Genomic DNA, 9,186 nt, shown 5'->3' on the forward strand with positions numbered 1-9,186 from the left:
CACCAGGAGACCGCCCCGGCCGGCGCGGTCTCCTGGTGACGGGCGCCGCCGCGCTTACGTTGTCCACCGTGACCTTCGCCAACGACGCATCAGCGGACGGCGCCCCGGCCGCCCCCGGCTCCGGGACCGCGGGCGGCTCCGGCGCCTCCGGCGGCCAGGTCGCCAGAACCGTCACGGGCACCCTGCCCGCCGGCTCCCCCGACTTCGTGTACCTGCCCTTCCAGGTGCCGCGCGGTGTCCGCGAGGTGCACGTCGCCTACACGTACGACAAGCCCGCCGTACCCACCGGGACCCAGGGCAACGCACTGGACATCGGCCTCTTCGACGAGCGCGGCACCGACCTCGGCGGCGCGGGCTTCCGCGGCTGGTCGGGCGGCGCGCGCACGGAGTTCTTCGTACGCTCCGACGACGCGACGCCCGGCTACCTCAGGGGCCCGGTGCGCCCCGGCACCTGGCATGTCGCGCTCGGCCCGTACACCGTCGCCCCCGAGGGCCTGCCGTACGAGGTGACGATCACCCTCACGTACGGAGCCGAGGCGCCGGAGCCGCGGCCCGTGTACCCGCCCGAGCGCGCGAAGGGCCGCGCCGGCAGGCCGGGGCCCGCCTGGTACCGGGGCGACTGCCACCTGCACTCCGTCCACTCCGACGGCAGGCGCACGCCCGCCGAGATCGCCGCGCTGGCCCGCGCCGCCGGTCTCGACTTCATCCACAGCAGCGAGCACAACACCACCTCCGCACACCGCGCCTGGGACGGCCTGTGGGGCGACGACCTGCTGATCCTCGTCGGTGAGGAGATCACCACCCGCAACGGTCACGTGCTCGCCCTCTCCCCCGACCCGGGCACGTTCGTGGACTGGCGCTACCGGGCCCGCGACAACCGCTTCGGCCACTACGCCCGCGCGGTCCGGGCGGCGGGCGGCATCGTCGTGCCCGCGCACCCGCACCAGACCTGCATCGGCTGCAACTGGAAGTACGGCTTCGCCGACGCGGACGCCGTGGAGGTCTGGAACGGCCCCTGGACCCCGGACGACGAGGTCTCCCTCGCGGACTGGGACAACAGCCTGATCGCGTCGGTGCGTTCGGGCCGCGCCTGGACGCCCGCGATGGGCGACAGCGACGCGCACCGCGACCCCGACGTCGTCGGGCTGCCCCAGACGGTGGTGCTGGCCGACGAGTTGAGCAGGAGGGCCGTCCTCGCGGGGCTGCGCGCGGGCCACAGCTATGTGGCCGAGTCGTCGGCGGTCTCCCTCGCCTTCACCGCGTCAGGCGGCCGGGGCAGGCAGGCCGGCATCGGGGACCGGCTGACCGGCGTGCGCCCGGGCGACGACGTGACCGTACGCCTGGAGGTCACCGGCGCGCCCGGCTGCACCGTGCGGTTCGTGACGGACCAGGGCACGCTGTTCACGGCGCCGTCCCCGATCGGCGCGTCGGGCTCCGCGACCGTCGAGTGGACGACGACACCGCAGTACGCGAGCTACGTACGCGCGGAGGTCCGCCACCCGGCGACGGCACAGGACGGCGGACTCCCCGGCGCGGTCGCGGCGTTCACCAACCCGGTGTTCCTGGGCGCCGCGTCGCCGGGCACGGGCGGCTGAGCGCACGGGGCGGGCGCGTCGGCGGTACTCCGGCGCGCCGGACCGTCTCGCCGGCGCGCCCGGCCCGCTCCTGGCGCGCGCCCGCCCCGCTGCCGCTCACTCCATCGCCGCGAGATGGTCCGACACCGCTGAGACGTCACCCGCGTCGGAGATCAGCGCGACATAGCCGTCGGGGCGGATCAGGACGAGAGTGCGATCGGTGGCGCCGTACGCGGCGGCGAGCTGGCCCTCGGTGTCGGCGACGGACGTGGCACCCGGGAGGTCCTGCCCGGGGAGAGCGCCGTGGCCCGCCTGCCCCGCCTGCCCCGCCTGCCACTCGACGACCCGGAGCGTCCTGAGTCCGGACCGCGGGGCGGCCCGGAAGCCGGGCGCGGTCCCGGCCACGCCCCCGGCGTCGCTCCCGAAGTCCAGCAGGGTGAAGCGTCCGCCGCCCGTCAGGTCGAACAGCCGGCGTTCGCCCTCCGCCGTCATGAGGCCGGTCGCGTCGGGGGCGCGGTCCCCGGCGCGCAGCGGGGCGCTCTCGTCGCGGTCGTCGCGCGCCAGGACCGAGCCCCGGTAGTTCACGCCCAGTTGCCGCGTGCTCGCGTCCCCGCGGGTGGGGATGCTCCTCTGGTCGAGCGCCTGCTTGAGGCGCGCGTTCGAGAGCGCGAGCACCCCGACGGCGACCGGCCGCCGTTCGGCCCCGTAACTGTCGAGAAGATCCGGCGAGGCACCCTCCCCGACCGCCGCGAGCTTCCAGCCGAGGTTGTACGCGTCCTGGATACCAGTGTTCATCCCCTGGCCGCCGGCGGGCGAGTGGATGTGCGCCGCGTCGCCCGCGAGGAACACGCGCCCCTCGCGGAAGCGGTCCGCCAGGCGGATGTTGGCGCGCCACAGCGACGACCACTCCGGCTCGTGGAGACGGATGGAGGTGCTGCCGCTCCGCCGCTCCAGGATCGCCCGCATGTTCGCGAGGCTGAGCGCGGGGTCCTGGCCCGGCGCGATGGTGGCCTGGTACTGGAACACGTCGGTCGAGGGCAGCGGGCAGAGGCTGACGAAGCCCTCCGCGTGCGGCCACATGTGCCAGACGTCGCGGTCGAGCCCCTCGACGCGGACATCCGCGACGATCATCCGCGCCTCCTCGCGGGTCTCGCCCTCGAAGGCGATGCCCGCGCCCTTGCGGACCACGCTGTGGCCGCCGTCGCAGCCGACCAGCCACCGCGCGGTGACCGTCGCCGCCTCGCCGTCCTTGACGACCACGGCCGACACGCCCCCGTCCGACTGCTCGAAGCCGCGCAGCGCGGTGCCGAACTCGACGGCGCCGCCGAGCTCGGCGAGCCGGGACCTCAGCGCCTCCTCGATCCGCCACTCGGGCGTGATCAGGCTCGCCGCGTAGGGGATGTCGGGGCGGGCCGCGGGCGGCTCGGCGCCGTCCACGGTGACCCGGCCGTCGGGAGCGGTCGTACGGATCGGCATGGCCATCCGGCCGTGCGCGAGCACGCCGCCCACGATGCCGAGATCGTCGAACACCTCAAGGGTGCGCGGCTGGACGCCCTTGCCGCGCGAGCCGGGCCGCGGGCCGGGAGCGGCCTCCACCAGGCGGAAGGCGACGCCTCTGCGGGCGAGCTCGCAGGCCAGCGTGAGGCCTGTAGGACCCGCGCCGACGATCAGCACCGCGGGGGCGTCCGGCGCGTCCGGCGCCTGCGGCAACGGCTCCGTTCGTGTGCCTGTTCCCGTGTCCGTACGCGTACCCGTGCTCGTAGCCGTATCCGTACGCGTGCCCGTGCCGGTACTCGTGCTCGTGCTCGTGCCCGTGCTCATCGGGTCGGTCATCCCGCCTCCTGCCTGAGAAAGAACCCACCGGAGAGGAGTCCATAAGAAAGTAATCCCTTTCTCAGCACCATAGGGATCGTTGCCAAGAAAGGCAAACCTTTCTATCGTGGACCTGTGGTTACCGACGCACCCGAACCCGTCCGCCGCCGCCGGCACGGCAAGCAGCTGGAGTCCGCACTGCTCACCGCGGGATGGGACGAGCTGGTGGAGACCGGGTACGCCCGGCTGACGATGGAGTCGATCGCCGTACGCGCGCACACCAGCGAGGCCGTGCTCTACCGCCGCTGGGCGAACAAGGACCAGCTCGTGCTCGCCGCGATGGAGCACCACCGGGAAACCCATCCGGTCGCCGCCGCCGACACCGGCACCCTGCGCGGGGACCTGATCGCCCATCTGACCGCGCTGAGCGAGGCCCTGGCCGGCTTCTTCGCCGTCGCCGCGGCCGCCGCCTTCTCGGGCCTCCTCGCCGACAGCGGCCTCTCCCCCGCCGAGGCGCGCGACAAGATCATGGAGACCCGGCGGCTCCCACCGGTACGCACCGTCTACCAACGGGCCCACGACCGCGGCGAGATCGACCTCGGGCGCATCCCCTCAGCCGTGCTCGCCATGCCGTACGACCTGGCGCGGCACGACATGCTCATGGATCTGGAGCCGCTGCGGCCCGCACGTGTCCGGTCGATCGTCGACGAACTCTTCCTGCCCCTCGTACGCGATCACCAGGCCGGCGCGGACTGAGCAGCCGGCGCCCGGCCGCCGGTGCGGCGGGGGGCGTGAGCCACGCCACAGGAACCCCTGCCGCACCGCGGAGAGACAAGGGGTATGAGGGTCACAGACGACGGAGACGGTGTGCGTGCGCGCATCCGGGCGGGGGACCGCCAGGCGTTCGCCGATCTCTACGAGGAGCACGCGTCGGCGGTCTACAACCACGCCCTGCGGCTGACCGGAAACTGGTCGGCCGCCGAGGAGGTGATGTCCGAGACGTTCCTGGCCGCCTGGTCGCGCCGGGACCGGCTGGAGCCCGTGGGCGGTTCGCTCGCGCCCTGGCTGCTGGGGATCGCGACGCACAAGGCGTACAACGCCAACCGCGGCCTCCGGCGGCGCCTCGCCTTCCTGGCGCACCGGCCGCCGCCCTCGGTGCCCGACTTCGCGGAGGAGACGGCGGGCCGCCTCGACGACGCCCGCAGGCTGGCGGCGGTCCACGCCGCACTGAGCGCGCTGCGCCGCCAGGAACGGGAAGTGCTCGCCCTGTGCGTGTGGTCGGGTCTGGACTACGCACAGGCCGCCGAGGCGCTCGGGGTGCCGGTGGGCACCGTACGGTCGCGCCTCTCGCGTGCCCGCGCCCGCCTCGGCAGGCTCAGCGAGGAGCGCCAGGAACATCAGGTACGCCAAGAACACCAGCCACATCAGGAACGCCGCGTACGCCCCGTACGCCAGGAACGCCACGTACGGCAGGAACGGCGGGAACTGCGCAAGGGCCGCGGAGAGGGAAGAAGTGAAGCCGCCTTCGCGGCCCTGCCCCTTCGGGAGGAGAACTCATGAACGGCGCCCGACCGTCCCGTCCCGGCCCCCGGCCGAACGACGTGGAGGAACTGGCCCGACTGCTGCCGCGGCCCGTGGAGTTCGACCTCCCCCCGGAGCGTCACCTCCACTACAAGGACGTCCTGATGCAGCACATCGACCACGACCGCGACGCCGCCGCCCCGCCCGCCCCCCCGCCCCGGCGCCCCCCGCTGCGGCCCGGCGTGCTCGTGCCGGCCGCCTCGCTGGCCCTGGCCGGGGCCCTGGCCCTCACCCTGACCGGCGTGGCCGGGGGCAACCCCGCGTCCCCCGCGGCACCTTCGGGAAGCGCGCCGGGGGCCGTCACCGCGCTCCACCGGATCGCCGACGCCTCCCTGAAGACCGACGTCGCACCGGTCAAGGACAGCCAGTTCGTCTACGTCCGCAGCCTCGTCCAGGAGAACACGGGGGCCTTCGGCGGACCCGTGAAGCTGGGCAAGCCCTACAAGAGCGAGCAGTGGATGGCGCAGGACCCCGCTCCGGTCACCGTCGTCGGCTGGATGCGCGACACCGGCAAGGACGCCCAGATGTCCGGTGAGGACATCCCGATCGAGACGTCCGTGCCCGACGGTTCCGACAGCAGCGGCGCCGAGGCCCCCGGCTTCGACCGGCCCACCTACCGGTGGCTGGCTTCCCTGCCGACGGACCCCGGGGCGCTCTTGAAGGTGCTGGCCCCGCACAGCGGGGCGGACGGGCACGAGTCCAGGGACCAGGCGGTCTTCGAGATGATCGGCGGCATCCTGAGCTCGAACGTCATGCCCGCAGAGAACGAGGCGGCCTTCTACCGCGCCATGGCCGAGATCCCCGGTGTGCGGGAGGTCCCCGACGCGGTGGACGCGGCGGCCCGCCACGGCATCGGCATCACCCGCGAGGACGCCTCCTCCGCGAGCCGCGACGTGTGGATCTTCGACAAGCACAGCCTGCGGTTCATCGGCTCGCGCTCGTACACCACCGCCGACCACGAGCCCGGCAGGGCGGATGTCCTGTCCGGCTCCGTCGCCATCCTCCAGCGCGGCGTCGTCGACCAGCACGGCATGCTGCCGGAGAAGAACGACGGCACCTCCGCGACCGGCTGACCCGCGCCCCCTCCCGAACCCACGGCTCCTCCCGAACCCGAGGTCCCTCCCGAACCCGAGGCCCCTGCCGAACCGCCGCCCCTCCCGGACCAGTCGGCCTAATCGACCGCGCCGACCGGTGCGGCCGGTGCGACCGGTGTGGCCGCCGCTCGCCGTACGGCCCCGGCGGGGGGGGCGGGGGGGGGCGCGGGCGGGGGGGGGGGGGGGCCCCGCCGCCGGGGGTGCCCGGGGGAGACGGCCGGGGGCAGCAGGGCGGCGACATGGTTGTCGTGGAGCGAGTAGACGACGGAGCGGCCCTGGCGGGTGCCGGTGACGAGGCCGAGATTGCGCAGCAGGCGCAGTTGGTGGGAGCAGGCGGACTGCTCCATGCCGACGGCCGTGGCCAGTTCGGTCGCCGCGCAGGGCCCTTCGCGCAGCCGGGCCAGGATCAGCAGCCGGGAGGGGGTGGACAGCGCCTGGAGCGTCGTGGCGACCTGCTGCGCGTTGCCGGGCGTGAGGGGGGTGCGCGGCGGCCTGCCGGTGTAGGGGGTGTTCGCTCCGTGGCCCATGCGACCATCGTACGTAATGAACGCATGAACGACTCTTCAATCATTCCTGTACGGTGGACGGGTCGCCCATGCCTGCCCGAAGGGACGCCGCCGCCATGTCCTCCACCCTCACCCAGCGCCCGGTCCGGGCCCCCGCAGGCGAGAGCGCCGCCCCCGCCGCGCGTCACAGGACGCGGGTCTTCGCGTCGCCCGAGGCGCGGTGGGCCGCCGCCTCCCTGGTGCTGTTCCTGGCCGCGCTGCCCCTGCGGCCGGCCGGGGCCCCCGCCTGGCTCTGGGGCCCTCTCTACGCGTTCGCGTACGCCACCGGCGGCTGGGAGCCGTGCTGGGCCGGGCTCAGGGCCCTGAAGGAACGGACGCTGGACGTGGACCTGCTGATGATCGTCGCCGCTCTCGGCGCCGCGGCGATCGGACAGGTGATGGACGGCGCCCTGCTGATCGTCATCTTCGCCACCTCGGGGGCGCTCGAGGCCCTGGCCACCGCCCGCACCCGGGACGCCGTGCGCGGCCTCCTGGACCTCGCGCCCGCCACCGCCACCCGGCTGGGCGACGATGGTGCGGAGGAGAGTGTGGCGACCGCCTGCCTGGCGGTCGGCGACACGGTCCTGGTCCGGCCGGGCGAGCGGATCGGCGCGGACGGCCGGGTGGTGGGCGGGGCGAGCGAGGTCGACCAGGCCACCATCACGGGCGAGCCGCTGCCGGTGGCCAAGGAGACGGGGGACGAGGTCTTCGCCGGCACCCTGAACGGCACCGGGGCGCTGCGGGTGGAGGTCGGGCGCGACGCCTCGGACTCGGTGATCGCCCGGATCGTCGCCCTGGTCGAGGAGGCCTCCGAGACCAAGGCGCCGACGCAGTTGTTCATCGAGAAGGTCGAACAGCGCTACTCCCTCGGCATGGTGGCGGCCACCGTGGCGGTGTTCCTGGTCCCGTGGGCGTTCGGAGCGCCGCTGACCGGGTCGCTGCTGCGCGCGATGACGTTCATGATCGTCGCCTCCCCGTGCGCGGTGGTGCTGGCCACCATGCCGCCGCTGCTGTCCGCCATCGCCAACGCGGGACGCCACGGCGTGCTGGTCAAGTCCGCCGTGGTCATGGAGCGGCTCGGCCAGATCGACGCGGTGGCGCTGGACAAGACCGGCACCCTGACCGAGGGCACCCCGCGTGTCAGGGCCGTCCGGCCGCTGGACGGCGCCGGTCTGGACGAGGACACCCTGCTCGCCCTGGCGGCCGGGGCCGAGCACCCGAGTGAACACCCGCTGGCACGCGCCGTGGTGGACGCCGCGCGCGAACGCCGCCTCGACGTCCCCGCCGCCCGGGACTTCACCTCCGCTCCCGGGGCCGGGGTCAGTGCCACCGTCGCCGGGGCGACCGTCGAGGTGGGCGCCCCCGCCCGCCTCCTCGCCGACACCGCCGGCCCGGCTCGGCCCCACGCCGCCGCGATCGCGGGCGCGCTGGAGGAGAGCGGCCACACCGCCGTCCTCGTGCGGCGCGACGGCGTCCCGGTCGGCGTGCTCGGGATCGCCGACCGGCTGCGCCAGGACGCCGCCGCGACCGTCGCCGCCCTGGCCGCGCTGACCGGCCGGGGCCCGATGCTGCTGACCGGTGACAACCCCCGCGCCGCCGGGCAGCTGGCCGCCGAGGTGGGTATCACCGACGTCCGCGCGGGAGCGCTGCCGCAGGACAAGGTCGCCGCCGTGCGCGAGTGGGAGCGGGCGGGCCGGCGCGTGCTGGTGATCGGCGACGGCGTCAACGACGCTCCGGCCCTGGCCGCCGCGCACAGCGGCGTCGCGATGGGCCGCGCCGGTTCCGACCTCGCCCTGGAGACCGCCGACGCCGTCGTCGTCCGCGACGAACTCGCCACCGTCCCCGCCGTGGTGGCGCTGTCCCGCCGCGCCCGGTCCCTGGTGGTGTGGAACCTGGTGATCGCCGCCGTGTTCATCTCGGGCCTGGTCGCCTGGGACCTGGCCGGCCGCCTCCCGCTGCCGCTGGGCGTCCTCGGCCACGAGGGCTCCACCGTCATCGTCGGACTCAACGGGCTGCGCCTGCTGCGCGAGGGCGCCTGGCGCCGGGCCCGCTCCGGCCCGGGGCGGTGAGGGCCTCCGCACCCGTCTCCGCGCGACGTCAACACCGTGGCCGGGCCTATTAGTTCGGAGCCCTGACAAACCGCGACCGGGACGACTCCGCCCGCTCCCGCAGCTCCCGGACCCCGTCACCCCAAGGCCGACATCATCGAAGCTTTACGGACGGGCACCTTGTCAACTCGCCCGTAGCATCAATAAGTTGCCTTCGCCAACATAATAAGTGTCCATCGCGTAACGCGGCGTCCCGGGCGCACCGGGCCACGCCGCGCCCCCAACCGTTCCCCCGACGACGGAGACGCGAATGCAGGAACACGTTCCCCCGGCCTCCCGCGCGGCCCTCGTGCCGACCAGGCGCCAGGTCCTCACCGCCGGTGCCGCCACTCTCGCCGCGCTCGGGCTCCAGCGCTTCGACCGGGCCTCGGCCGCCGTCCCCCGGCCGGGCCCCGCGCCCCCGGGCGGCCGCGGGCGCCCAAACCCCCACCGGGCCAGGGGGGTACAGGCCCCCCCCGCCCGGGGCGCCAAA

8 protein-coding genes (1 of these 8 only partly in view) are annotated in these 9,186 nt (G+C 74.6%); 6 read left to right on the top strand and 2 right to left on the bottom strand.

Going from position 1 to position 9,186, the window contains the following annotated elements:
- Positions 1 to 32 precede the first annotated feature (32 nt).
- Complete coding sequence (locus tag LCE31_RS26635; RefSeq protein WP_225018522.1) at positions 33 to 1,595, top strand: CehA/McbA family metallohydrolase; 1,563 nt, start codon at positions 33 to 35, stop codon at positions 1,593 to 1,595.
- Between the two features lie 96 nt (positions 1,596 to 1,691).
- On the opposite strand, the gene LCE31_RS26640 is transcribed toward LCE31_RS26635, so the two are convergent.
- Positions 1,692 to 3,407, bottom strand: coding sequence for an FAD-dependent oxidoreductase (locus tag LCE31_RS26640; protein ID WP_225018504.1), 1,716 nt, complete (start codon positions 3,405 to 3,407; stop codon positions 1,692 to 1,694).
- Positions 3,408 to 3,521: 114 nt separating this feature from the next.
- Between LCE31_RS26640 and LCE31_RS26645 the strand changes: the two genes are divergently transcribed.
- From LCE31_RS26645 to LCE31_RS26655, 3 genes are all read left to right on the top strand, one after another.
- Positions 3,522 to 4,142, top strand: a complete 621-nt coding sequence (locus LCE31_RS26645) for a TetR/AcrR family transcriptional regulator (protein ID WP_225018506.1) — start codon at positions 3,522 to 3,524, stop codon at positions 4,140 to 4,142.
- An 84-nt stretch (positions 4,143 to 4,226) separates the two neighbouring features.
- Positions 4,227 to 4,946, top strand: a complete 720-nt coding sequence (locus tag LCE31_RS26650) for an RNA polymerase sigma factor (RefSeq protein WP_225018508.1) — start codon at positions 4,227 to 4,229, stop codon at positions 4,944 to 4,946.
- The gene (locus tag LCE31_RS26655) at positions 4,943 to 6,040 is read left to right on the top strand and encodes a CU044_5270 family protein (RefSeq protein WP_225018510.1); all 1,098 of its coding nucleotides are present in this window, start codon (positions 4,943 to 4,945) and stop codon (positions 6,038 to 6,040) included. The genes LCE31_RS26650 and LCE31_RS26655 overlap by 4 nt, the downstream gene beginning before the upstream one ends.
- A 98-nt stretch (positions 6,041 to 6,138) precedes the next feature.
- Here LCE31_RS26655 and LCE31_RS26660 read toward each other — a convergent pair whose 3' ends face one another.
- Entirely contained in the window at positions 6,139 to 6,588 is a 450-nt protein-coding gene (locus LCE31_RS26660; protein WP_225018512.1) for an ArsR/SmtB family transcription factor, read from the bottom strand.
- A 95-nt stretch (positions 6,589 to 6,683) separates the two neighbouring features.
- Between LCE31_RS26660 and LCE31_RS26665 the strand changes: the two genes are divergently transcribed.
- Together LCE31_RS26665 and LCE31_RS26670 are read left to right on the top strand one after the other, a co-directional pair.
- Complete coding sequence (locus LCE31_RS26665; protein WP_225018524.1) at positions 6,684 to 8,675, top strand: heavy metal translocating P-type ATPase; 1,992 nt, start codon at positions 6,684 to 6,686, stop codon at positions 8,673 to 8,675.
- 289 nt (positions 8,676 to 8,964) lie between these two features.
- A protein-coding gene (locus LCE31_RS26670; protein ID WP_263632327.1) for a glycoside hydrolase family 2 protein crosses the window boundary here: on the top strand, positions 8,965 to 9,186 show its 5' portion. 4,038 nt of this gene lie beyond the right edge of the window; only the first 222 of its 4,260 coding nucleotides appear in the window; its start codon is at positions 8,965 to 8,967; the stop codon falls past the right edge of the window.

Origin of the sequence: Streptomyces sp. 8L (assembly GCF_020176795.1) — a bacterium.
Lineage (GTDB): Bacteria > Actinomycetota > Actinomycetes > Streptomycetales > Streptomycetaceae > Streptomyces.

What these genes read in the sequence shown, in the direction of transcription:
- LCE31_RS26660 (WP_225018512.1), bottom strand. Translation starts at nt 6,588, where the DNA reads ATGGGCCACGGAGCGAACACCCCCTACACCGGCAGGCCGCCGCGCACC.
- LCE31_RS26665 (WP_225018524.1), top strand. Translation starts at nt 6,684, where the DNA reads ATGTCCTCCACCCTCACCCAGCGCCCGGTCCGGGCCCCCGCAGGCGAG.
- LCE31_RS26655 (WP_225018510.1), top strand. Translation starts at nt 4,943, where the DNA reads ATGAACGGCGCCCGACCGTCCCGTCCCGGCCCCCGGCCGAACGACGTG.
- LCE31_RS26640 (WP_225018504.1), bottom strand. Translation starts at nt 3,407, where the DNA reads ATGACCGACCCGATGAGCACGGGCACGAGCACGAGCACGAGTACCGGC.
- LCE31_RS26650 (WP_225018508.1), top strand. Translation starts at nt 4,227, where the DNA reads ATGAGGGTCACAGACGACGGAGACGGTGTGCGTGCGCGCATCCGGGCG.